Annotated in this window: 20 protein-coding genes; 12 read left to right on the top strand and 8 right to left on the bottom strand. The window is 67.2% G+C overall.

The genetic code is table 11. The annotated features are described in order from the left end of the window. Positions 1 to 2 precede the first annotated feature (2 nt). Complete coding sequence (locus tag C1927_RS04495) at positions 3 to 1,394, top strand: 3-deoxy-7-phosphoheptulonate synthase class II (RefSeq protein ID WP_079220766.1); 1,392 nt, start codon at positions 3 to 5, stop codon at positions 1,392 to 1,394. Positions 1,395 to 2,106: 712 nt separating this feature from the next. Then, positions 2,107 to 3,294 (top strand): mechanosensitive ion channel family protein, encoded by a 1,188-nt coding sequence (locus C1927_RS04500; RefSeq protein WP_174208669.1) that lies wholly within the window; start codon positions 2,107 to 2,109, stop codon positions 3,292 to 3,294. 70 nt (positions 3,295 to 3,364) lie between these two features. On the opposite strand, the gene C1927_RS04505 is transcribed toward C1927_RS04500, so the two are convergent. Genes C1927_RS04505 through typA form a run of 3 tightly spaced genes read right to left on the bottom strand, consistent with a single transcriptional unit; the run spans position 3,365 to position 7,353 of the window. Beyond that, entirely contained in the window at positions 3,365 to 4,987 is a 1,623-nt protein-coding gene (locus tag C1927_RS04505) for an amidase (protein ID WP_108746023.1), read from the bottom strand. A gap of 41 nt (positions 4,988 to 5,028) precedes the next feature. Next, the gene (locus tag C1927_RS04510; RefSeq protein ID WP_079220768.1) at positions 5,029 to 5,496 is read right to left on the bottom strand and encodes a DUF2127 domain-containing protein; all 468 of its coding nucleotides are present in this window, start codon (positions 5,494 to 5,496) and stop codon (positions 5,029 to 5,031) included. Between the two features lie 9 nt (positions 5,497 to 5,505). Further along, positions 5,506 to 7,353 carry a translational GTPase TypA gene (gene typA, locus C1927_RS04515; RefSeq protein ID WP_049456418.1) on the bottom strand — a complete coding sequence of 616 codons (1,848 nt, stop codon included), beginning with the start codon at positions 7,351 to 7,353 and terminating at the stop codon, positions 5,506 to 5,508. Between the two features lie 249 nt (positions 7,354 to 7,602). Here typA and C1927_RS04520 point away from each other — a divergent pair, with 249 nt between their 5' ends. From C1927_RS04520 to C1927_RS04545, 6 genes are all read left to right on the top strand, one after another. After that, positions 7,603 to 8,094: a peptidylprolyl isomerase gene (locus tag C1927_RS04520; RefSeq protein ID WP_079220769.1), complete on the top strand. Its 492-nt coding sequence runs from the start codon at positions 7,603 to 7,605 to the stop codon at positions 8,092 to 8,094. A gap of 117 nt (positions 8,095 to 8,211) precedes the next feature. Further along, positions 8,212 to 9,198 carry a malate dehydrogenase gene (locus tag C1927_RS04525; protein WP_079220770.1) on the top strand — a complete coding sequence of 329 codons (987 nt, stop codon included), beginning with the start codon at positions 8,212 to 8,214 and terminating at the stop codon, positions 9,196 to 9,198. Positions 9,199 to 9,330: 132 nt separating this feature from the next. Continuing rightward, on the top strand, positions 9,331 to 9,945 hold the full coding sequence (locus tag C1927_RS04530; protein WP_108746024.1) for an RluA family pseudouridine synthase: 615 nt from the start codon (positions 9,331 to 9,333) through the stop codon (positions 9,943 to 9,945). 684 nt (positions 9,946 to 10,629) lie between these two features. After that, a complete protein-coding gene (gene prpE / locus C1927_RS04535; protein ID WP_108746025.1) occupies positions 10,630 to 12,510 on the top strand; it encodes a propionate--CoA ligase in 1,881 nt (626 codons plus the stop codon). Positions 12,511 to 12,736: 226 nt separating this feature from the next. Then, positions 12,737 to 13,240 carry a hypothetical protein gene (locus C1927_RS04540; protein WP_079220773.1) on the top strand — a complete coding sequence of 168 codons (504 nt, stop codon included), beginning with the start codon at positions 12,737 to 12,739 and terminating at the stop codon, positions 13,238 to 13,240. Positions 13,241 to 13,290: 50 nt separating this feature from the next. Then, entirely contained in the window at positions 13,291 to 14,346 is a 1,056-nt protein-coding gene (locus C1927_RS04545; protein WP_108747769.1) for a suppressor of fused domain protein, read from the top strand. 122 nt (positions 14,347 to 14,468) lie between these two features. On the opposite strand, the gene C1927_RS04550 is transcribed toward C1927_RS04545, so the two are convergent. The 4 genes from C1927_RS04550 to C1927_RS04565 all read right to left on the bottom strand — a co-directional run bounded on the left by C1927_RS04550 (position 14,469) and on the right by C1927_RS04565 (position 18,696). Then, positions 14,469 to 15,080, bottom strand: a complete 612-nt coding sequence (locus tag C1927_RS04550; protein WP_108746026.1) for a glutathione S-transferase N-terminal domain-containing protein — start codon at positions 15,078 to 15,080, stop codon at positions 14,469 to 14,471. A gap of 85 nt (positions 15,081 to 15,165) precedes the next feature. Next, positions 15,166 to 15,624, bottom strand: a complete 459-nt coding sequence (locus C1927_RS04555; RefSeq protein ID WP_004154513.1) for a cell wall hydrolase — start codon at positions 15,622 to 15,624, stop codon at positions 15,166 to 15,168. 294 nt (positions 15,625 to 15,918) lie between these two features. Further along, positions 15,919 to 17,949, bottom strand: coding sequence for an NADPH-dependent 2,4-dienoyl-CoA reductase (locus C1927_RS04560; RefSeq protein ID WP_108746027.1), 2,031 nt, complete (start codon positions 17,947 to 17,949; stop codon positions 15,919 to 15,921). A 105-nt stretch (positions 17,950 to 18,054) separates the two neighbouring features. Beyond that, positions 18,055 to 18,696, bottom strand: a complete 642-nt coding sequence (locus tag C1927_RS04565) for a hypothetical protein (protein ID WP_108746028.1) — start codon at positions 18,694 to 18,696, stop codon at positions 18,055 to 18,057. A 557-nt stretch (positions 18,697 to 19,253) separates the two neighbouring features. Here C1927_RS04565 and C1927_RS04570 point away from each other — a divergent pair. The 4 genes from C1927_RS04570 to C1927_RS04585 all read left to right on the top strand — a co-directional run bounded on the left by C1927_RS04570 (position 19,254) and on the right by C1927_RS04585 (position 22,331). Continuing rightward, positions 19,254 to 20,348, top strand: a complete 1,095-nt coding sequence (locus tag C1927_RS04570) for an OmpA family protein (protein WP_079220775.1) — start codon at positions 19,254 to 19,256, stop codon at positions 20,346 to 20,348. Positions 20,349 to 20,566: 218 nt separating this feature from the next. Continuing rightward, positions 20,567 to 21,079: a hypothetical protein gene (locus tag C1927_RS04575; RefSeq protein ID WP_079220776.1), complete on the top strand. Its 513-nt coding sequence runs from the start codon at positions 20,567 to 20,569 to the stop codon at positions 21,077 to 21,079. Positions 21,080 to 21,099: 20 nt separating this feature from the next. Then, the gene (locus tag C1927_RS04580) at positions 21,100 to 21,909 is read left to right on the top strand and encodes a pseudouridine synthase (protein ID WP_079220777.1); all 810 of its coding nucleotides are present in this window, start codon (positions 21,100 to 21,102) and stop codon (positions 21,907 to 21,909) included. An 86-nt stretch (positions 21,910 to 21,995) separates the two neighbouring features. Next, positions 21,996 to 22,331, top strand: a complete 336-nt coding sequence (locus tag C1927_RS04585; protein WP_108746030.1) for a hypothetical protein — start codon at positions 21,996 to 21,998, stop codon at positions 22,329 to 22,331. A 120-nt stretch (positions 22,332 to 22,451) separates the two neighbouring features. On the opposite strand, the gene kbl is transcribed toward C1927_RS04585, so the two are convergent. Next, positions 22,452 to 23,660 carry a glycine C-acetyltransferase gene (gene kbl, locus C1927_RS04590; protein WP_079220779.1) on the bottom strand — a complete coding sequence of 403 codons (1,209 nt, stop codon included), beginning with the start codon at positions 23,658 to 23,660 and terminating at the stop codon, positions 22,452 to 22,454. Positions 23,661 to 23,673 lie beyond the last annotated feature (13 nt).

Genomic DNA, 23,673 nt, shown 5'->3' on the forward strand with positions numbered 1-23,673 from the left:
CAATGAGCCTGTCCGCCGTTCCGCCCGTCTCTGATCCTGCTGCGACCGCTGCTGGCGCTGGCTGGTCGCCGGAGAGCTGGCGTGGCAAGACCGCCCTGCAGATGCCGACCTATCCCGATCCGATTGCCCTGGACGCGGCCCTGCATGAGCTGAAGCGGCTGCCGCCGCTGGTGACCTCGTGGGAGATCCTGGCGCTGAAGCAGCAGCTGGCTGATGCGCAGGAGGGCAAGCGCTTCCTGCTGCAGGGCGGTGACTGCGCGGAGAATTTCAGCGACTGCGAATCGGGCACGATCTCCAACCGCCTGAAGGTGCTGCTGCAGATGAGCCTGGTGCTGGTGCACGGCCTGCGCCAGCCGGTGATCCGCGTTGGCCGCTTCGCCGGCCAGTACGCCAAGCCGCGTTCGGCCGACACCGAGACCCGCGATGGCGTGACCCTGCCCAGCTACCGCGGCGATGTGATCAACGCGCCGGCATTCACCGAGGCTGCGCGCCTGCCGGACCCGAAGCGGATGCTGCAGGCCCACGCGCATTCGGCAATGACGATGAACTTCGTTCGGGCATTGATCGATGGTGGCTTCGCCGACCTGCACCACCCCGAGTACTGGAACCTGGAGTGGGTGCGGCATTCGCCGCTGGCCGCCGAGTACCAGAAGATGGTGGCCTCGATCGGCGACGCGGTGCACTTCATGGAGACCCTGGCCGGGGCCCGCGTGCACAACCTCAACCGCATCGATTTCTACACCTCGCACGAAGCGCTGCTGCTGCCCTACGAGCAGGCCCTGACCCGCCAGGTGCCGCGCCAGCAGGGCTGGTTGAACCTGAGCACGCACTACCCGTGGATCGGCATGCGCACTGCCGCGCTGGATGGCGCACACGTGGAATACCTGCGTGGCGTACGCAACCCGATCGCGATCAAGGTGGGCCCGTCGGTGCAGCCGGACCAATTGCTGCGGTTGATCGACGTGCTGAACCCGGATGACGAACCCGGCCGCCTGAGCTTCATCCACCGCATGGGGGCGGCGCAGATTGCCGAGAAGCTGCCGCCACTGCTGGACGCGGTGAAGCGCGATGGTCGTCGCGTGCTGTGGGTGTGCGATGCGATGCACGGCAATACCGAGAGCACGGCCAACGGCTTCAAGACGCGTCGCTTCGACAACGTGCGGGGCGAAGTGGAGATGTCCTTCGACCTGCACGCTGCGGCGGGCACGCGGCTGGGTGGCGTGCACCTGGAGCTGACCGGCGAGGACGTGACCGAATGCACCGGTGGTGCGCGCGAGTTGACCGAGCGTGACCTGGAGCGTGCGTATCGCTCGACGGTGGACCCGCGGTTGAACTATGAGCAGTCGCTGGAGATCGCGATGGCGATCGTGCGCAAGCAGGAGCAGGCGAGGTAGGTTTTTTCCGCAGGGCTTGCAGTCCTGCACCTGCGGTAGTGCCGGCCGCTGGCCGGCAACCTCAACAGCAAAAGCGGGCATTCCGTGGGTTGGCGGGGCGGTGTGGGTGGTCAGGACACGCCGTAACCCCCCCTCCGGGGTCCGGCCCAGCCGCTGGCGGCTGTGCGTTCGGGCGCTTGCGAAGCAGTGCTTCGCAAGCAAAGCGCCCTCACCCATGGGGGCTCGATGGCGCCATCCATGGCGCCAACGGTCCTGCCCACCCACACCGCCCCACCTCTGACAGATCCCTGCGATCTGTTGGTGGGTGCCGACCGTTGGTCGGCACATCTGTCAGATATCGAATGAATTCATCCACGCATGGCGTGGATCTACCGTTCGCCGCTGTTGGTGGGTGCCGACCGTTGGTCGGCACATCTGTCAGATATCGATATTCAAAATTCTCTCCGACCCCGTGCCGACCAACGGTCGGCACCCACGAAAGCAGAACGCCGTTCCGACAGATCGCGGAAAACTGTCGAAGGCGGGGTGGGTCCGGTTGAGGGGGTGTGAGCGGCATGGATGCCGCGACCAAGCCCCCATGGATGGGTTTACGGCGTCCCCCTCAACCGGATCCACCCCGCCATCCTTCAGTAAACCCGCCTTTGACGTTGACGTTGACGTTGACGTTTGCGGGTGCAGGGTGCCAACCCTGCATACAAAACAGTCATCCGCCATGCGCGACCCTGTCCATTCGCGTGTTCGAGTGGAGGTGGCAAGCGTGCATTGGCAGCACATGCAGGCCTATGCGTGGCCGTTGGGACTGGCGCTGGTGATCGGCGGCATCGGTGCCTGGGTGATCCTGTGGATCTATCACCGGCTGAAAGGGCGTGATCGGCGCCGTGCGCGCATCGGTCGTGTGCTCGGCCTGCCACTGGCCACGGCATTGCCGCTGCTGCTGCTGATTCCCGCGCTGCAGGCGACGCCATTGCAGGATCCGCTGCTGGGCAATCTGCAACGGGTGCTGCATATCAGCCTGGTGGCGTGTTTCATCTGGCTGCTGGTACGCGGTGTCAGTGCCATCGAGCGCGCCATCCTGCGCAGCAACCCGATCGACGTGGCCGACAACCTGGAAGCGCGCCGCATCCAGACCCAGACCCGTGTGCTCAGCCGGGTGATCATGGGCGGCATCATCGTCCTCGGCGCCTCGCTGGTGCTGCTGCAGTTCGATATGGTGGCGAAGATCGGTTCGGCGCTGCTGGCGTCGGCCGGGTTGATCGGCCTGGTGGCCGGTATCGCGGCCAAGCCGGTGTTCGGCAACCTGATCGCCGGCCTGCAGATCGCCGTGACCCAGCCGATCCGCCTCGATGACGTGGTGATCGTGGAGGGCGAGTGGGGGCGCATCGAGGAGATCGGCAGCAGCTACGTGGTGGTGCGTATCTGGGATGAGCGGCGGATGGTGGTGCCGTTGACCTGGTTCATCGAAAACCCCTTCCAGAACTGGACGCGACGCAGCGCCGACCTGCTCGGCACCGCGTTCTTCTGGCTGGACTACCGCGCGCCCATCGCGGCGATCCGTGCCGAGCTGGAGCGCATCTGCCGTGGCGAGGCGCTGTGGGATGGCCGCGTGTGCGTGACCCAGGTGACCGACACCAGCGAACGCGCGATCCAGGTGCGCCTGCTGGTGAGTGCGCGCAGCTCCGGCGATGCCTTTGACCTGCGCTGCCTGGTGCGCGAACGGATGCTGGATTTCCTCGCCCGCGAACATCCGCAGTCGCTGCCGCAGGTGCGTGCGCGCCTGCAGCACGAGGATGAGCTGGACATGCCGCGCGGGCCGCGTGCGCGCACGGCGGACGTGCGTTCGCCGGGCGCGGAGGATGGTGAGGCGGCGATCGTGCCGGGGGAGCCGGAACCCGAACGGTAGCGCCGGGCCATCCCCGGCGAGCGCAGCGGCACGTTCCGTCCGCCGGGCATGGCCCGGCGCTACCAGATGATTACGGGTCGCCTGCGTCGATCAGGGCGTCGGTGGCAAACCGTGGCGGCTGCCGCGCGCGGGTGCGCTGTTCGTAGGCGTAGGCCATCTCGATCAGCTTCGGCTCGCTCCAGGCGGTGCCCATGAACAGCAGGCCGGCGGGCAGGCCGTCGATCTGCCCCATCGGCACGCTCAGGCTGGGGTAGCCGGCCACGGCGGCGGCGCTGTAGCTCTCGCCCGGGAAATCGTCACCGCTGCTGCGCAGCGGCCAGGCGATGCCGGTGGTCGGGGCGATCAGGCCATCGAGCTGGTGTGCCGCCAGCACCGCGTCGATGCCCTCAGGGCCCGCCAGGCGCCTCGCGTCGCTGCGTGCACGGATGTAGGCGGGGTCGGCCAGCCCGGCGGTGGCCTCGGCCTCCTGCAGCAGCTGCTGGCCGAACAGCCCCAGTTCCTGCTTCGCATGGGCCTGGTTGAAGGCGATCAGCTCGGCCAGGCTGCGCATCGGGGCCTGGTAGGTGGCGAAGTAGCGCTCCAGCCCGGCCTTGAACTCGTACAGCAGGACGGTGCGCTCGGCCTCGTCCCAGGCGCCCTGGTTGGGCATGGCCACCGGCACCACCACTGCACCGGCGCGGCGCAGCTCGGCCACGGCGTGGTCCATCAGCGGCGACATGCCACGGTACTTCAGCAGCGGCGTCTGCAGCAGGCCCAGGCGCTTGCCGCGCAGGCCCTGCGGGTCCAACCGCGCGGTGTAATCGTAGACGGCGCGGCCAGGCATGGTAGCAGTGGCCGGGTCGGCATCATCGCGGCCGGCGATGGCGGTCAGCACGGCGGCCGCATCGGCCACGCTGCGGGTCATCGGCCCGGCGGTGTCCTGGCTGAAGGAGATCGGGATGATGCCCTCGCGGCTGACCAGGCCGACGGTGGGCTTCAGCCCGACCACGCCATTGATGGCCGCCGGGCAGACGATGCTGCCGTCGGTTTCGGTGCCGATCGCCACGCTGGCCAGGTTGGCGGCCACGGCCACGGCGCTGCCGCTGCTGGAGCCGCAGGGCGAATGGCTGAGGCGGTAGGGGTTGCGGGTCTGGCCGCCGCGGGCGCTCCAGCCGGAGATCGAGTCGTTGCCGCGGAAGTTGGCCCATTCGCTGAGGTTGGTCTTGCCCAGCACCACCGCGCCGGCCTCGCGCAGGCGGCGCACCAGGTAGGCGTCGCCGGGCTTGAAGCCCTGCAGCGCCAGCGAGCCGGCCGTGGTGGCCATGGGCGCGGCGTTGATGTTGTCCTTCAGCAGCACCGGGATGCCATGCAGCGGGCCGCGCAGGCGGCCTGCACGGCGCTCGCGGTCGCGCTCGGCCGCTTCCTTCAGGGCATCGGGGTTCAGCTCCAGCACCGCGCGCAGGCGCGGCCCGGTGCGGTCCAGGGCGGCAATGCGCTTGAGGTAGGCGGCGGTGAGGGTGGCGCTGTCCAGTTCACCGCTGACCATCCGTGCCTGCAGGTCCGCCACGTCGGTTTCGGCATAGGGGAAGGGCACGTTGCTGCTGCCGGGTGCGGCGGCGTGCGCCGCGGGTGTGGCCGGACTGCAGCCCACGGCAAGCAGCGCGGGCAGGGCCGCGATCAGGCAGGTCAGCAGGGAAGGCAGGAACGGGCGCATCGGACGGCTGGGTCGGCTCCAATCGTCAGTGTAGCGGCTGCTCAGTGGCGGCGCTTGCGCAGGTCGCGGGCGAGGACGTAGACGACGATCAGGTTGATCGCCAGCACGCTCCAGGACGCCCAGCCAGGATGGCGGAGCACCGCGTAGATGTCGAAGGGCAGGTAGATCGAGGCCGTCAGGCAGCCGAGCCAGGAGGCCCAGGCCTTGGCCTTCCACAGGCCCCAGGCTTCGACCAGGTGCAGCAGGCCGTAGCCGATCATCGCCGCTGCGGCCAGGTGCACCGCATCGGGACTGATCATGTTCAGCAGCGAGGGCAGGGTGCCGTGATCCGGGTCCAGGCTGAAACGCCGGATCAGGGCATTGACCCCATCGCGAAGCGGCTGCGGACCGAGCATTTCCAGCCCGGTCGCAGCCAACAACGCCAGCATCGCCTTGCTCGCTTCGAGCAGGGCGATGACGTGGAGACCCGGATGCCGGTGCGGATCCGGGTTGTAGCCGTTCTGGCTCACGGGTCAGGCTCAGCCGCCGCGCGAAGCCTTCTTGCGGTCGCTTTCGGTCAGGAACTTCTTGCGCAGGCGGATCTCCTTCGGGGTGATCTCGACCAGCTCGTCGTCCTCGATGAAGTCCAGGGCCTGTTCCAGCGAGTACTTGATCGCCGGGGTCAGCTGGATCGCATCGTCCTTGCCCGAAGCGCGCATGTTGGTCAGCGGCTTGGTCTTGATCGCGTTGACGGTCAGGTCGTTGTCCTTGGAGTGGATACCGACCAGCTGGCCTTCATACACGTTGTCGCCTTCAGCGGCGAACAGCTTGCCGCGTTCCTGCAGCGGGCCAAGCGAGTAGGCCGGCGTGGTGCCCGGCGCATTGGCGATCATCACGCCGTTGATGCGCTTGGCAATCGCGCCCTGTTCCTTCGGACCGTAATGGTCGAACACGTGGAACAGCAGGCCCGAACCCTGGGTCAGGGTCTTGAACTCGTTCTGGAAACCGATCAGGCCACGGGCCGGGATCGAGTATTCCAGGCGCACGCGGCCCTTGCCGTCCGGCTCCATGTTCTTCAGCTGGCCCTTGCGGGTGCCCAGCTTTTCCATCACGCCGCCCTGGTGGATTTCTTCGATGTCCACCACCAGCTGTTCGATCGGCTCCATCATCTGGCCGTCGATTTCCTTGATGATGACTTCCGGGCGCGACACGGCCAGCTCGTAGCCTTCGCGACGCATGTTCTCGATCAGCACCGACAGGTGCAGTTCGCCACGGCCGGAGACCAGGAACTTGTCGGCGTCTTCCAGCTGTTCGACCTTCAGGGCCACGTTGTGGACCTTTTCACGGTCCAGGCGGTCCTTGATCTGGCGGCTGGTCAGGAACTTGCCGCCGGACAGGTCCTTGTTGCCGGCGAACGGCGAGTTGTTGACCTGGAAGGTCATCGAGATGGTCGGCTCGTCGACGGTCAGTGCCGGCAGCGCTTCCGGGGTATCCGGGTGGCACAGGGTGTCGGAGATGGTCAGCTCCGGAATACCGGAGATGGCGACGATGTCACCGGCTTCGGCGGTGTCCTGCTCGATGCGCTCCAGGCCCAGGAAGCCCAGCACCTGCGCGACCTTGCCGTTGCGCTTCTTGCCTTCACGGTCGATGACCGCGACCTGCATGTTCTTCTTCAGGGTGCCGCGCTGGATGCGGCCGATGCCGATGACGCCCACGAAGTTGTTGTAGTCCAGCTGGCTGATGCGCATCTGGAAGGCGCCTTCCGGATCGACTTCCGGCTTCGGCGCGTGCTGCATGATCGCTTCGTACAGCGGGGTCATGTCGCCGTCGCGCACGGTGTCTTCCAGGCCGGCGTAGCCGTTCAGGGCCGAGGCGTAGACGATCGGGAAGTCCAGCTGCTCGTTGGTGGCGCCGAGCTTGTCGAACAGGTCGAAGACCTGGTCGATGACCCACTCCGGACGCGAGCCCGGACGGTCAACCTTGTTGACCACGACGATCGGCTTGAAGCCCATCGCGAAGGCCTTCTGGGTGACGAAGCGGGTCTGCGGCATCGGGCCGTCCATGGCGTCGACCAGGATCAGCACGGTGTCGACCATCGACAGCACGCGCTCGACCTCGCCGCCGAAGTCGGCGTGCCCCGGGGTGTCGACGATGTTGATCCGGTTCTTGATGCCGGTCTTCTTGTCTTCCCAGGTGATGGCGGTGTTCTTGGCCAGGATGGTGATGCCGCGTTCCTTTTCCTGGTCGTTGCTGTCCATCACGCGCTCGGCGAGGACGGTACGCTCGGACAGGGTGCCGGACTGCTTCAGCAGCTGGTCGACCAGGGTGGTCTTGCCATGGTCGACGTGGGCGACGATGGCGATGTTGCGAAGGTTTTCGATGGACATACGAAAGGGGGCCAGTCGGCGCCGGATTTGGAAAAAGAAGTCCAACATTATACGTCGAAGTTGACGATTCGCGAAAACCTTGATTTCAGGCCCGGGCAGAGGCCCATTCAGGGGCCTGCCCTGGCTGGCTGAACGGCGCCCCCCGGCCGGCGGGACCGGTCCCGTTGGCCCATGGTCGAAGGCGCCGCTGCCACGAGCCGGGTGTAAACTAGGTGGCTAGACGCAACCCCATCTGCATCAAGGATCTTCATGTCCCTCATCGCCACTTTCGACACCACCCAGGGCCCGATCAAGGTCGAGCTGTTCGCCGACAAGGCGCCGCTGACGGTTGCCAACTTCGTCAACCTGGTCAAGCAGGGCTTCTATGACGGCCTGATCTTCCACCGCGTGATCGCCGACTTCATGATCCAGGGCGGCTGCCCGCAGGGTCGTGGCACCGGCGGCCCGGGCTACAAGTTCGAGGACGAGAAGAACGGCGTGAAGCACGAGGTCGGCTCGCTGTCGATGGCCAACGCCGGCCCGAACACCAATGGCAGCCAGTTCTTCATCACCCACATCAAGACCGACTGGCTGGACGGCCGCCACACCGTCTTCGGCAAGGTCCTGGAAGGCCAGGCCATCGTCGATTCGGTCAAGCAGGGCGACGTGATCCATTCGATCACCCTGGAAGGCGACGTCGACGCCGCGCTGGCCGCACAGGCCGACCGCGTCGCCGAGTGGAACAAGATCCTCGCCGCCTGATCCCCCTTCGAAACGGCCACCCTTCGGTGGCCGTTTCCCTGTTCCCCGCCGCCCGCCAGGCCTGCGTGCCACGCCCGCGGCGTTCCATCCAACGCTTGCAAGCAAGAGGAAACCCCCATGAAAGCACCCGTTCGTGTTGCCGTGACCGGCGCTGCCGGCCAGATCGGTTACGCCCTGCTGTTCCGCATCGCCTCCGGCGAAATGCTGGGCAAGGACCAGCCGGTCATCCTGCAGCTGCTGGAACTGCCGGTCGACAAGGCCCAGGCCGCCCTGAAGGGCGTGATGATGGAGCTGGAAGACTGCGCCTTCCCGCTGCTGGCCGGCATGGTCGGCACCGACGACGCCGAAGTGGCCTTCAAGGATGCCGACATCGCCCTGCTGGTCGGCGCGCGTCCGCGCGGCCCGGGCATGGAGCGCAAGGACCTGCTGCTGGAAAACGCCAAGATCTTCACCGCCCAGGGCGCGGCGCTGAACAAGGTCGCCAGCCGTGACGTGAAGGTGCTGGTGGTCGGCAACCCGGCCAACACCAATGCCTACATCGCCATGAAGTCGGCCCCGGACCTGAAGCCGGAAAACTTCACCGCCATGCTGCGCCTGGACCACAACCGCGCGCTGAGCCAGCTGTCGACCAAGCTCGGCAAGCCGGTCGGTGGCATGGAGAAGCTGGTCGTGTGGGGCAACCACAGCCCGACCATGTACCCGGACTACCGTTTCGCCACCGCCGATGGTGCTTCCATCGCCGATGCGATCAACGACCAGGAATGGAACGCCAACACCTTCATCCCGACCGTGGGCAAGCGCGGCGCGGCGATCATCGAAGCCCGTGGCTCGTCCTCGGCTGCTTCGGCCGCCAACGCTGCCATCGACCACGTGCGTGACTGGGTGCTGGGCAGCAACGGCAAGTGGGTCACCATGGGCGTGCCGTCCGACGGTTCCTACGGCATTCCGGAAGGCGTGATCTTCGGCTTCGCCGTGACCACCGAAAACGGCAAGTACACCCTGGTCAAGGATCTGCCGATCGACGACTTCAGCCAGAAGTACATCGACAAGACCCTGGCCGAGCTGGAAGAAGAGCGCTCCGGCGTCGCCCACCTGCTGGGCTGATACCGGCGTTGTCCGGTAGGTACCGGCCGTTGGTCGGTACGTGATCCAGAAGGTAGGTGCCGACCGTTGGTCGGTACCAGGCAACGGGGAAGCTCAGGCTTCCCCGTTGCTGTTTGAGGGCCAGGAAACCTGATGATCCACCTGCATTACATCGACGACGCACTGCTGGTGGCCGAGAAGCCGGCCGGCCTGCTGTCCGTGCCCGGCCGCAGCGAGGAGAACCAGGACTGCGTGGTGGCGCGTCTGCAGGCGCTGTACCCGGATGCGCTGACCGTGCACCGTCTGGACCAGGTGACGTCGGGCCTGCTGCTGCATGCGCGCGGCAAGGCGATGCAGGCGGCGCTGTCGATGCAGTTCGAGCAACGCCAGGTGAGCAAGCGCTACGAGGCGGTGGTGCAGGGGCTGCTGGAGGCAGAGGCCGGCGCGGTGGACCTGCCGTTGATCGTGGACTGGCCGAACCGGCCGAAGCAGCAGGTCGACCACGAACGTGGCAAGCCGGCGCTGACGCGGTGGCGCGTGCTCGCCCGCGATGTGCAGGCGCAGCGCACGCGCGTGGCGCTGGAGCCGGTGACCGGGCGCAGCCATCAGCTGCGGCTGCACATGGCCAGTCTTGGTCATCCCATCGTGGGTGATGTGCTGTATGGGGCCACGCCGGCGCAGCGGGTGTACCTGCATGCGTGTGCGCTGGCGTTCACCCATCCGGTGACGGGTGCCGCGCTGGCGTTCGAGTCTGCGGCTCCGTTCTAAGGGGTTCGGCAGGGCTGCGCCCTGCACCTGCCGAAGCAACGTCAACGTCAACGTCAAAAGCGGTGCTGTTTTCTGCTGGTTGGGCGGGGCGGTGTGGGTGGGCAGGACACGCCGTAAACCCGTCCATGGGGGCTCGTAGGCGCCATCCATGGCGCCTGCGGTCCTGCCCACCCACACCGCCCCACCCCCGACAGATTTCCGCGGCTGTTGGTGGGTGCCGACCGTTGGTCGGCACATCTGTCAGATATCGAACAAATCATCCACGCATGGCGTGGCTCTACTGTGTCGACTCCGACAGGCTGCTGGTAGGTGTCGACCGTTGGTCGACACATCGGTCAGACATCGATATCCGACCCCGTGCCGACCAACGGTCGGCACCCACCAGAGCAGAGCGCCGTCCCGACAGATCGCGGAGAACTGTCGAAGGCGGGGTGGGTCCGGTTGAGGGGGCGTGAGCCGCATGGATGCGGCGACCGAGCTTACAGGGACGTACTTGCAGCGTCCCCCTCGACCGGACCCACCCCGCCATCCCTCAGCAGCCCCGCTTTTGACGTTGACGTTGCTTCTGCAGGTGCAGGGCGGCAGCCCTGCATGAAAAACCCCACCCCCTACCAAGGTAGGGCGGCCCGCGTGCCAGCGCGGGACTATCCTCGAATGCATGACTTTGTCTGGGAGGGCTGCGTCATGAATTACGAGGAAACCTACCGCCGCTCGATCGACGAGCCGGAGGCGTTCTGGGGCGAGGAAGCCAAGCGCATCTACTGGCATGTGCCGCCGAAGCAGGTGCTGGACTACAGCAATCCGCCGTTCCGCCGCTGGTATGTCGGGGGCGAAACCAACCTCTGCTACAACGCCGTCGACCGCCACCTCGTTGATCGGCCCGACCAGCTCGCGCTGGTGGCGGTCTCCACCGAAACCAACGTCACCCGCGAAATCACCTACCGCCAGCTGTACCGCGAGGTGAACGACTTCGCCGCGGTGCTGCAGCGCCTGGGCGTGGGCCATGGTGACCGCGTGGTCATCTACATGCCCAACATGGCCGAAGCCGTGTTCGCCATGCTGGCGTGCGCGCGCATCGGCGCGGTGCATTCGGTGGTGTTCGGTGGCTTCGCCGCGCACAACCTGGCGCTGCGCATTGACGATGCCAAACCGAAGCTGCTGATCGCCGCCGATGCCGGCATGCGCGGTGGCAAGGTCATCCCGTACAAGGCCATGGTGGACGCTGCCTGCGCCGAGGCGACCAGCCCGCCGCCGCACGTGCTGATCGTTTCGCGCGGCCTGGATCCGGCCGAGCCGCACGTGCCCGGCCGCGATGTCGACTACGCCGCACTGCGCGGGCAGGTGGGTGAAGTGGACGTGCCGGTGAAGTGGCTCGAGTCCAGCGAACCCAGCTACCTGCTCTATACCTCCGGCACCACCGGCAAGCCCAAGGGCGTGCAGCGCGACGTGGGCGGCTATGCCGTGGCGATGGCGCAGTCGATGCAGACGGTGTTCGACTGCCAGCCGGGCCAGGTGATGTTCTCCACCTCGGACGTGGGCTGGGCCGTCGGCCATTCCTACAACGTGTATGGGCCGCTGATCGGTGGCTGCACCTCGCTGCTCTATGAAGGGCTGCCGACCAACCCGGACCCGGGCATCTGGTGGGCGCTGTGCGAGCAGTACAACGTGCGCACGATGTTCTCCTCGCCCACCGCCATCCGCGTGCTGAAGAAGCACGATGCCGACTTCATCCATCGCCACGACCTCGACGCGCTGAAGTACCTGTTCCTGGCGGGCGAGCCGTTGGATGAACCCACCGCGCACTGGATCAGCGAGGCGCTGGGCAAGCCGATCATCGACAACTACTGGCAGACCGAAACCGGCTGGCCGGCGCTGACGTTGTTGCCGGGGCTGGACATGAAGCCCGTTCGCTTCGGTTCGCCGGGCTTCCCCAACCTCGGCTATCGCATGAAGGTGATCGACGAGAACACCGGCGAGGAAGTCGCGGCCGGGCAGAAGGGCGTGCTGGTGGTGACCCCGCCGCTGCCGCCGGGCTGCATGAGCACGGTGTGGAACGACGATGCGCGTTTCATGCAGAGCTACTTCAGCCACTTCAAGGAACTGCTGTACAGCTCGCTGGACTGGGCCATCCGCGATGACGACGGCTACACCTTCATCCTCGGCCGCACCGATGATGTGATCAACGTGGCCGGGCACCGCCTGGGCACGCGCGAGATCGAGGAAGCGATCTCCGGCCACCCGCGCGTGGCCGAAGCGGCGGTGATCGGGGTCAAGGACGAGCTGAAGGGGCAGGTGCCACTGGTGTTCGTGACCCTCAAGCAGGGGCTCAACGGCGAGGACCCGGCGCCGGTAGTGGCCGAGATGATGGCGGCGGTGACCGCCTCGCTCGGTGCGGTGGCCCGGCCGGCACACGTGCACGTGGTCAACGCGCTGCCCAAGACCCGCTCGGGCAAGCTGCTGCGGCGCTCGCTGCAGGCGCTGGCCGAGCAGCGCGACCCGGGCGACCTGTCGACCCTGGATGACCCCGGGGCGTTGGAAGAAATCCGCCGCGCGCTGGGGCGGTAAGCGGTCTGGTAGCGCCGGGCCATGCCCGGCGAGCGCGAAGCGCGGAAAAGCCGCCAGGCATGGCCTGGCGCTACCCATCCGCCAGACATGCGCTAAGCTCGGCCTGTCATCGATCTGCAACAGAGCCTGCGCTTCGGGGAAGCTGCGCCGGCGCTGACGATGGCGACCAAAGGGGGCGCGCCCGCCCGGGCGCGCAGATGAAGCGCATCAAGGATTGGGGGGATGCATGGCACTGCTGCACGCCAAGACGGCCGCTGGCCGCCAGGAAATCGAAGACCGCGGCCGGCGCCTGCCGGCGGGATTGCGTTCAATCCTGTTGATGGTCGATGGCCGCCGCGATGACAACGAACTGCGTGGCCTGCTCGAAGGCCTGCGCGCGCCGCCGGATGCGCTGCAGCAACTGGCGGCACTTGAGCTGATCGAAGTGGTCGGCGGCGCGGTCGAGCCGGTGGCCGCGCGTGCCCTCAGCAGCGGCCGCGAACAGGACCCGGCGCTGTACCAGCAGTTGTACGAGGCGATGAGCGAGGCAGTACGCCGCCATCTGGGCCTGAAGGGCTACTTCATGCAGCTGAAGATCGAGCGCTGCAAGGATGCGCTGTCGCTGGAGCGGCTGTGCCCGGAACTGCTGGACGCGGTGGCGAAGGCACGCAGCCCGGCACTGGCCCAGCGCTGGTGGCAGGAAACCCAGGTGCTGCTGTCGCCGGCGGCGGGCGAGGTCGTGCAGGCCTGACGTGGCGGGTAAAGTGGGCGGTGGATTCCACTGCCCTCGAGGATGCCTGCGTGCAGGACGAACACGACACCACCGACACGCCCGGTTGGGACGCCATCAATGCGGCGCTGGCACCGCTGTATGCCGGCCAGGAGCCGCGCCACTACGGCACTGCATTGCCCTACACGCTGGGTGGCCAGGATCCGCTGGACGGCATCAGCGTGTACTGGGCCGACGCCCCCGTGCCGCACTGGCACTACATCACCTACGGCTTCTCCGAGCTGTATGCGAAGGAAAGCAGTGATGCCGACACCAGCGGTTACGGCTTCGAGCTGACCTTCCGCCTGGCGGCCAGCGCCGGCGAGCATGCCGGCAGCACGCCGCCGGTGTGGCCGTTGAACCTGCTGCAGAACCTGGCGCGCTATGTGTTCGGCAGCGGCAACGTGTTCGAAGATGGCCACCATCTCGATGCCAACGGCCCGATCGCGCTGGAGACGGACACCCGGCTCTGCCATCTGGCCTTCATCGCCGATCCGCAGCTGCCGGCGCGCGATACCGCCAACGGGCACCTGCAGTTCCTGCAGCTGGTCGGCTTGACCGATGAAGAAATGGAGGCGATCCGGCGCTGGTCGACCCGCGGCGTGCTGCAGGCCCTGCAGCCGGCGATGCCGCTGTGGATCACCGACCTGCACCGCGGCAACCTGCTCGATGATCCCGCGTTGGCCGCGCAGGCACGGGAGGGCAGTGAGCGTGAAGGCTCGACCACCGGCATGCTGTTCATCGAGACCCTGGGGTGGCGGCAGGAGGCGGGCGTGACCACGCTGGTGCTGGGCGCTGGCCAGGTGCCAAGCGTGTCCGAGCTGCTCGGCCTGCGCCTGCGCCATGGCAAGCCGCTGGAGCTGGTCAGCCGTGAGCGGCAGTGGACGTTCGTCCCGGCCGATGGCGACAGCGTTGAAGAGGTTGAAGGCGACAGCGCGCGCTGGCTGCTGGATGAGGCGGGGCTGCAGGCGATGGCAGCCGTGCCGGCCGAACGCGGCCTGTACCCGGTGGGGTCAAGGCTGCGCATCGAGGTGGTGCCGACCCAGCTGCGCGACGGCAAGGGTGCCGTCATCCGCGAGATCGGCTGAGCGCGACGAACGCGGCAGATGCGTAGAGTCGAGCTTGCTCGACTGATTGACCCGTGGTCATCGGGGTCAGAGCCGTCTGCTGCGCAGACGGATCCGACCCCGCGTCTGGCCCCGTCCAGGCCTCAGGCCAGGCCTTCGGCCTTCAGCACGGCCTGCACGCCCGCGTCGGCTTCCATGCGGGTCTTGAACGCAGCCACGTTGTCCAGGCCGACCAGGTCGACCTTGGCGGCCGCAGCCCAGCGCAGGGTGATGTAGAAGTAGGGATCGGCGAAGCTGCGGAAGCCGGCCAGCCACGGCTTGTCGGCCAGCTGCTTGTCGGCGGTTTCGAACAGGCCGCGCAGGCGCTTGCGCGCGGCGGCGCGGATGGCGTCGAACTGGCCTTCATCGGCGATGAACTTGGCCGGCCCGAACAGCGGCGAGAACGCCGGGTGCACGTCCGAATTGACGAAGGACAGCCAGCGGGTGGCTTCGGCGCGCTGCTGTGCGCTGCCATCGCCGCCCAGGCCGGCCTGCGGGAAGCTGTCGGCGATGTAGCCCATGATGGCTGCGTTCTGCAGCAGGATGAAATCGCCATCGACCAGCGCAGGCACCGCGCCGGCCGGGTTGATCTTGAGGAAGTCCGGACCCTTCAGGGTGTCCTTGTCCAGCAGTTCCACTTCATAGGGCTGGCCGGTCCACTGCAGGGCGATGTGGTCGGCGGTGGAACAGGCACCAGGCTTGCTGTACAGCTTCATGGGGACTCCAGGCGGGTGTGGCGGGAAACGCCCACTATCCCAGAGCCTGCCGGCGTGCGGCAACGCTGCCGCCGGCAACAGATCGTTACGACTGGCGAGGCTTGAGGTTCTGCACCTTATAGAAGGTGTGGTCGCCGATGGTCGCCACCTGGTAGGCATTGCGCCAGTTCGGGCTGGCAATGGACAGCGCGGCGAAGTGGCTGGCACCGGGGACGATCTCGCGGCGTTCGCCGGCCGGCAGCGCCCAGTTGCGCTCGGCGTCGAAGGCCACGTTCATCGCTTCGCTCCAGGCCGCGTCGTTGCCCAGCTGGGTGCCGGGGGAGACGATGGTCGGGGCGAACTGCTTGCGCGCGGTGACCACCTGGCACATCGAATCGCCCCACAGGCCGCTGTCGAGGCGGCGCAATGCGACTTCGGCGACGGCCTGCTGGCCGCGCAGGGTCTGGTCGCGGGCTTCCAGGTAAACGGTGGTGCTCAAACACAATGAATCAGCGGCCGGCTGCGGCAACAACTGCGACAGCCAGAGAATCCAGGCCAGTTTCATATAACTCCTTGCTCCGTGTGGGCCGCAGCCCGGGGTTCCAGCAGCGGGGGCTGCGGGCCGGGATACGACTTGGCGTCATGGGGAGGCGGCCATCGGGGCCGCCCCGTGGGCGGCCCCAAAAGAAACGATCATCCGATCGAGGGGGCCGCGCCGGCTCACCGGGAACTGGCTGGTGAGCAGAAAGTCGGCGCAAGGTAGGGGGGGATTACCCAACGCATCCTGAATCGGCTTGCTTGACATTCAGGTTCGGGCGGAGGGACGAAAATCACATTCCGCCCCCCATTCAGGCCCGGACTACAGGGCAGCGGCCACCCGGCTGCCCTGATCGATCGCACGTTTTGCATCCAGTTCCGCAGCCACATCGGCGCCGCCGATCAGCTGCGCGGCGATGCCGGCGGCCTGCAGTTCGGCCTGCAGTGCGCGGTTCGGTTCCTGTCCGGCGCAGACCACCACATGGTCGACCGGCAGCAGCTGCTCACTGCCATCCACACGGATGCGCAGGCCATCGTCATCCACGCCCAGGTACTCCACGCCGCCGAGCATGCGCACGCCCTTGGCCTTCAGCGTGGCGCGGTGGATCCAGCCGGTGGTCTTGCCCAGGCGCGCACCGGGCTTGCCGGCGCTTCGCTGCAGCAGCCACAGCCGGCGCGGCGAGGCTTCCACCTGCGGGCTGGCCAGCGCGCCGCGGGCCTCGAAATGGCGGTCCACGCCCCATTCGGCCATCCAGCGCTGCGGGTCCAGCGAGGGCGAGGGGCCCGCATGGCTGAGGAACTCGCCGACATCGAAGCCGATGCCGCCGGCACCGATGATCGCCGCGTTGGGGCCGACGTCGACCCGCCCCAGCAGCACGTCCAGGTAGGTGACCACCTTGGCGTGGTCGGCACCGGGGAAATCGACCTTGCGCGGGGTGATGCCGGTGGCCAGCACCACCTCGTCGAAGCCGGCCAGCGCAGCCGCATCGGCGCGGGTATCCAGGCGCAGCTGCACGCCGGTTTCCTGCAGCTTGTGGCGGAAGTAGCGCAGGGTCTCGTGGAATTCCTCCTTGCCCGGGATGCGCTTGGCCACGTTGAACTGGCCGCCGATCTCCGCGCCGGCATCGAACAGGGTGACCTGGTGGCCACGCTCGGCGGCCACCGTGGCGCAGGCCAGGCCGGCCGGGCCGGCGCCGACCACCGCGATCTTCTTCGGCGCGGTGGTGGGGTGGTAGACCAGCTCGGTCTCGTGCGCGGCACGCGGGTTGACCAGGCAGCTGGCCAGCTTGTTCTCGAACACGTGGTCCAGGCAGGCCTGGTTGCAGGCGATGCACGTGTTGATCGCCTCGGCGCGGCCGGCACGGGCCTTGTTCGGCCACTGTGGGTCGGCCAGCAGCGGGCGGGCCAGCGACACCATGTCGGCGCCACCACCGGCCAGGATGCGCTCGGCCACTTCGGGCATGTTGATGCGGTTGGTGGCGACCAGCGGCACCTTCACGTGCGGCTTGAGCTTGGCGGTGACCCCGGCGAAGGCTGCGCGTGGCACCGAGGTGGCGATGGTCGGGATGCGCGCCTCGTGCCAGCCGATGCCGGAATTGATGATCGTCGCGCCGGCGGCTTCGATGGCCTGTGCCTGCTGCACGATTTCTTCCCAGTTGCTGCCGTCATCGACCAGGTCGACCAGCGAGAGCCGGTAGATGATGATGAAGTCCGGGCCGCAGGCCTCACGGATGCGGCGCACGATCTCCACCGCGAAGCGCATGCGCTGGCGCGCGTCGCCGCCCCAGGCATCGGTGCGCGTGTTGGTGCGCGGGGCGATGAACTCGTTGATGAGGTAACCCTCCGAGCCCATCACTTCGACGCCGTCGTAGCCGGCCTCGCGGGCCAGCTTCGCGCTGCGGGCGTAATCGGCGATATGGCGTTCGACGCCGCTGGCCGACAGCGCGCGCGGAGTGAACGGGTTGATCGGCGCCTTCAGCTTGGACGGCGCCACCGACAGCGGGTGATAGGCATAGCGGCCGGCATGCAGCAGCTGCAGGCAGATCTTTGCGCCGTGCTGGTGCGCGGCGGCGGTGAGCTGCTTGTGCGGGCGCACTTTCCAGGGCCACGACAGCTTGCCGCCGAACGGCTTCAGCCAGCCAACCACATTCGGGGCGAAGCCACCGGTGACGATCAGGCCGACGCCACCTTCGGCGCGTTCGGCGAAATAGGCGGCCAGGCGCGGGAAGTCGCGCGCGCGATCTTCCAGGCCGGTGTGCATCGAGCCCATCAGCACCCGGTTGCGCAGCTGGGTAAAGCCCAGGTCCAGCGGGGAGAACAGGTGCGGATAGGCGGTTTCGTTGGCTGGCGACATGGTCGATACGCTTGCGTACGGAAGCGCGCAGGGTGCCGCGAAACTTCGGCCGGGGCAAGGGCTGCCGCAGCGTCGGGTAGCGCCGGGCCATGCCCGGCGGCGCGGTCATCCGTGGCCGCGCTGCGCGCTCGCCGGGCGTGGCCCGGCGCTACCCCCCACCGGGCGGCCGATGCCGAACCAGCCCAACGTCAGGCCGCACAGCGGGCCGATCAGCACGGCGAAGGCCAACGTGCCCAGGCCGATGTTGCCGCCCAGCCACCAGCCCACCGCCAGGGCACTGCCTTCGATGAGGGTGCGGACCTGCCAGATCGGCCGGCCGGTGCGCGCGTGCAGGCCGGTCATCAGCCCGTCGCGTGGGCCGGGGCCGAGGCGTGCGCCGATGTACAGGCCGGTGGCCAGTGCGATCAGCAGCAGGCCGGCGCAGAACAGCAGCAACTGCCAGGCCAGGCCGGCTGCCGGTGGCAGCAACCACAGGCCGAACTGCGCGGACGGACCGATCAGCAGCACATTGAGCACGGTGCCCACGCCAGGCTTCTGCCGCAGCGGCCACCACAACAGCAGCACCACCAGGCCGACCAGGTTGGTGACCAGGCCGAACGAAAGCGGCGAATGCAGGGTAATCCCCTGTGAAAGCACGTCCCACGGCGCCACGCCGATGGCCGCACGCACCATCAGGGCGATGCCGAATCCATACAGGAACAGGCCGGTGACAAGCTGGAGCAGGCGCAGGGGGAGGGCGGTGGGCATGGGGGTTCCGGGGGGAGGGGGAATCTGTTCCCACCGTAGTCCTGCTTTGGCCGTTGTTATAGATACAGATGCGGAGCAATGCACGTGTACAGCGGCAACGCGGCCAGTGACGTGAATGGCGTTAACCCGGAGCTGCGGTTCACGACGCTGCAAAGGCCGGGGCGGGAAAGAAGAAAATCGCTCGACGCCGGGGCATTCACCCCTTGGCCAGCGAAGTATGTGCCCGCCTCATTTGGTTCCTCACGACAATGGGCGCGCGCTGAATCTCCCGATGCAGCACTCCGGCAAACCCGTCGCTTACTCCCCTTAATCCCCTCCAAACCCTTGTCGCACGGGGGTCTTGCGGATTTTCATGATCCTGTATAGGGTTTCAATGTCGGACCGGTGGCTGGTCGGGTGCGACGCTTCACATGTTACGGGACTGTTAACATGACCTTCACCCGCCTGAGCATAATGTTCGCGGCGGTGGCGTGCTGAATCGGCTGTCGAACATCGACGCAGTAGTGCTGGCCCATGCCTCTACCGGTTTCATACCCCCGAAATAGGAGCTGTACTCAATGAACAAGAAGATCCTTACTGCCGCGCTGCTGGGTGGTCTGGCTTTCGCCCAGGCTGCGTCCGCGCAGGAGTTCGATGACCGCTGGTACCTGACCGGTTCGGCCGGCTTCAACTTCCAGGACAGCGACCGCCTGACCAACGATGCTCCGTTCGTCACCCTGGGCCTGGGTAAGTTCATCAGCCCGGAGTGGTCGCTGGACGGTGAGCTGAACTACCAGAACCCGAATTTCGATGCCAACCAGGATCTGAACTGGTCGCAGTACGGCATCTCGTTCGACCTGCGTCGCCACTTCATCAAGGAAGGCCGCGGCTGGAACCCGTACATCGTCGGTGGCCTGGGCTACCAGAAGTCGGAAGAAGAGTACGCTGCCAACAGCCTGAACGGCCCGCGTGAGCGTAAGGACGGCAATGCCGCTGCCAAGCTGGGCTTCGGCCTGCAGACCACCTTCGAAAAGCGCGTTGCTGTCCGCGCCGAAGTGGCCTACCGCGCTGTCTTCGACGACCAGAGCGTTGCTGCTCCGAACGAAGACTGGTTCGGCGACGTGCTGGCTTCGGTCGGCGTCGTGATCCCGCTGGGCCCGGCCCCGGTGGCTGCTGTTGCCCCGGCTCCGGCTCCGGTTGCCCCGAGCTGCGCTGACCTGGATGACGACGGTGACGGCGTCAACAACTGCGACGACAAGTGCCCGAACTCGCAGCCGGGCCAGACCATCGGTCCGGACGGTTGCCCGGTGCCGGTGTCGATCGACCTGAAGGGCGTGAACTTCGACTTCGACAAGTCGAACCTGCGTCCGGACGCTGTGGCCATCCTGTCGGAAGCTTCGGAAATCCTGAAGCGTTACCCGGACCTGCGCGTTGAAGTCGCCGGTCACACCGACTCGAAGGGTACCGACGCTTACAACCAGAAGCTGTCCGAGCGTCGCGCCACCGCCGTGTACAACTACCTGACCCAGAACGGTGTGGACGCTGGCCGTCTGCAGGGCCCGATCGGCTACGGCGAGAGCCGTCCGATTGCCCCGAACACCAACCCGGATGGTTCGGACAACCCGGAAGGTCGCGCCAAGAACCGTCGTACCGAGCTGAACGTCCAGAACTAAGTTCTGACGCTCTGCCAGTAAGACACAGCAGGACCCGGCTTCGGCCGGGTCTTGTTGTTTGTGGGCCCTGGAACGCGGCTCGCTCCCGCTGCCGGCAACCGTTCGTCGGTATTTTGCTCGCAAAACCAATGAGTTGCCGTATTCATTGAAAGTGGCGCTTGAAAGCTGTCGCGGCATTGCTAAACTCGCCGCGTCACTTCCTTTCGTGGATGCCCCTCATGCTGCGCTCTGCATCGGCCGCCGTCCTGGCGCTGGCCCTGGTTCCCGTCGCCCACGCGGCGGTCGATTGCTCGGTCAACACCAGCGCCTCGCCGCTGCCCCTGCCGGCCACGGCCATCGCGCCGGTGGCCGATGAGCTGTACATCCGCGGTACCCAGCTGGGCATGTCTGCCGGCGTGCTGGGCAGCAGCTACGATCCCTCGCAGTCGCTGGACCAGGTGCTGCAGCGCCTGCGCATCGATGGTTGCCAGAACATCGCCAAGGCCATCCCCAGCGCACCGGCGGTGAAGCCCAACGATCCGGCCGCCTACAAGCCGCAGACCGAGTTCGACAACACGCCGTGGCGCTTCGACATGAGCCAGAACGGCAAGCGCATGACCGCTGAAGAGTTCGACGCCTGGATGAAGGCGCGTGGCGTGCGCGTGGTCAAGGCGCGCCCGGCGCCGGCTGCCGCTGCCGTCCCGGCCACCACCGAAGCACCGGCTGAGACCAAGCCGGGCGAAAAGAAGTAAGCCGCGCGGGGAGCAGAGGCTTGCGCACGCGCCGCCCTCCTGCCACCCCCGCCGCCCGCTCCCACGCCCCGCGTGGGCGTGCGAAGCCCGCTGCCGCACCCGCCGGTGTCCGCCATGGTCTGGCGCGCGTGCTGTCCAAGGCGGGCGTCTGCTCGCGTACCGAAGCCGCACGCTGGATCGCCGATGGCCGCGTGCGGGTGTCCGGGCGCATCGTCCGCGATCCCGAATTCCCGATCGCGCAGCCGGCACCGCCGATTGAAGTGGACGGCCAGCCGCTGGGCGCGCCGAAGCGCCTGTACCTGATGCTCAACAAGCCGCGCGGCGTGGTGACCACCGCGCAGGACGAGCGCGGCCGCGATACCGTCTACCGCTGCTTCGATGGCGCCGGGCTGCCCTGGATCGCACCCGTCGGGCGGCTGGACAAGGCCAGCGAGGGCCTGCTGCTGTTCAGCAACGACCCGCAGTGGGCCGCGCGCCTCACCGACCCGCAGACCGGGCCGGACAAGACCTACCACGTACAGATCGACCGCCTGCCGGACGAGGCCACGCTGGCCGCGCTGCAGGCCGGCATCGACGACGAGGGCGAGTTCCTGGTCGCCCGGGCCGTGCGCGTGCTGCGCAGCGGCGACAAGACCGCATGGCTGGAGGTGGTCCTCGAAGAGGGACGCAACCGCCATATCCGCCGCCTGCTGGCGGCCTTCGACCTGCAGGTGCTGCGCCTGGTCCGGGTTGCGATCGGCGGGCTGGCGCTCGGCGATCTCGGCAAGGGCCAGTGGCGGGTGCTGGAGGTCAGCGACCAGCAGCGGCTGGGGGCCGCTGCACCGGGCTGATGTCCGGCCCACGGCCGGCAGCCGCCGGCCACCGTTCCAGGCGTAGGGGGCGCCTGGTTTTCGATTTACTTGAACGGAGCGTGCCCATGTACCCGACCCTCGACCGAACCCTGCGCTGCGCCGGCCTGTTGCTGCCGCTTGCGCTGCTGGCCGCCTGCAGTGGCCACAAGAAAGTGGCCAAGGCCGAAGTCCCGGTGGAAACGCCGGTGGTGGAAGTGAAAACCCCGGAACTGGACGGCCGCGGCAGTTACCGCTTCATGATGAGCGACGGCGACCACAAGATGACCGCCGATGAGTTCGATGCCTGGATGAAGGCCAACGGCATCCGCGTGGCCAAGGGCAATGCGCAGGACGCGGCCGCCAAGCCGGTGGTGGTGGCCAGCAAGGACGAGCCCAAGGACAAGAAGAAAAAGAAGAAGTGACGCGCGTTGCGCGTCACGCCGGTAGCGCCGGGCCGTGCCCGGCGAGCGCGTAGCGCGGACATCGGGAAACCGCCGGGCATGGCCCGGCGCTACCCTGTGGCGATCCGCCCCCGGTTCTGATCAGCTCTTGATCACGCCCAGTTCCAGGCCGATGCGGGTGAACGCATCGATGGCGCGGTCCAGGTGTTCGCGCGTGTGTGCGGCGCTGATCTGGGTACGGATGCGTGCCTGGCCCTTGGGCACGACCGGGAAGAAGAAGCCGATCGCGTAGATGCCTTCTTCCAGCAGGCGCTGGGCGAACTTCTGTGCCAGCGGTGCGTCGTACAGCATCACCGGGCTGATCGGGTGCACACCCGGCTTCACGTCGAAACCGGCGGCAACCATCTTCTCGCGGAAGTAGCGGGTGTTTTCCACCAGGGTGTCGCGCAGGTCATCGGCGGCGGCCAGCATTTCGAAAGCCTTGATGCCGGCGGCGACCACGTGCGGCGGCAGCGAGTTGGAGAACAGGTACGGGCGCGAGCGCTGGCGCAGCAGCTCGATCACTTCGGCGCTGGCGCAGGTGAAGCCGCCCAGGGCGCCGCCCATGGCCTTGCCCAGGGTGCCGGTGATGATGTCGATCTTCTCCAGCACGCCCTTCACTTCGGCCGAGCCGCGGCCGCTGGCACCGAGGAAGCCGGTGGCGTGGCATTCGTCGATGTGCACCAGGGCGTTGTACTTCTTCGCCAGCGCGGTGATCTCGTCCAGCGGGGCGATGAAGCCGTCCATCGAGAACACGCCGTCGGTGGTGATCAGCTTGGTCTTGCAGCCGGCGGCGTCAGCGGCCTGCAGCTGCGCTTCCAGATCGGCCATGTCGCAGTTGGCGTAGCGGAAGCGCTTGGCCTTGCACAGGCGCACGCCATCGATGATCGAGGCATGGTTCAGTGCGTCGGAAATGATCGCGTCGTTCTCGCCGAGCAGCGGCTCGAACAGGCCGCCGTTGGCATCGAAGCAGGCCGCATACAGGATGGTGTCCTGCTTGCCGAAGAAGTCGGCGATCTGCTTTTCCAGCTGCTTGTGCAGGTCCTGGGTGCCGCAGATGAAGCGCACCGAGGCCATGCCGAAGCCGTGGGTATCCAGGGCGTCCTTGGCCGCCTGGATCAGGTCCGGGTGGTCGGCCAGGCCCAGGTAGTTGTTGGCGCAGAAGTTGAGCACGGTGCGGCCATCGTCGAGGGTGATCTCGGCCGACTGCGGGCTGGTGATGATCCGCTCGGACTTGAACAGGCCCTGGGCGCGGATGGCGTCCAGTTCCTCGGCGTAGTGGCGGGTCAGGGCAGAGGAGGTCTCGGTCATGGCGTGGGCACGG

It is taken from the genome of Stenotrophomonas sp. ZAC14D1_NAIMI4_1 (assembly GCF_003086775.1).
GTDB lineage: Bacteria > Pseudomonadota > Gammaproteobacteria > Xanthomonadales > Xanthomonadaceae > Stenotrophomonas.